The sequence below is a fragment of the Pseudogracilibacillus amylolyticus (SeqCode) genome, assembly GCF_051918545.1.
Taxonomy (GTDB): domain Bacteria; phylum Bacillota; class Bacilli; order Bacillales; family Amphibacillaceae; genus Pseudogracilibacillus.
The window spans coordinates 1-287 of sequence record NZ_JBPPZG010000300.1; the positions used below are offsets into that span (position 1 = coordinate 1).

The 287-nt window shown below is 29.6% G+C and carries 1 pseudogene; it reads left to right on the forward strand.

Annotated elements, in window-relative coordinates:
* Positions 1–24: 24 nt before the first annotated feature.
* Positions 25–287, forward strand: a pseudogene (locus ACPYKA_RS19850) (cytochrome c biogenesis CcdA family protein); the annotation flags it as partial.

Here is a 287-nt window from a genome sequence, read left to right on the forward strand (position 1 = left end):
AGATGTGTATTGGGAGGATTGACAATGACTGAAGTAAATCTATTTCTAGCCTTTGGGGCAGGATTTTTATCTTTTATTTCTCCTTGTGTCTTACCGCTTTTCCCTGCATTTTTATCTTATATTACAGGCATGAGCGTAAGTGAAATAAGTGAAGAAAATAAAATGCTTACGAAAAAAAGTATGTTACATACGATTTTATTCTTATTAGGATTTTCTAGTGTATTTATCATGATAGGTTTTAGTGCTACATTAATATCTGATTTCTTTACAATTTATCAAGATATTAT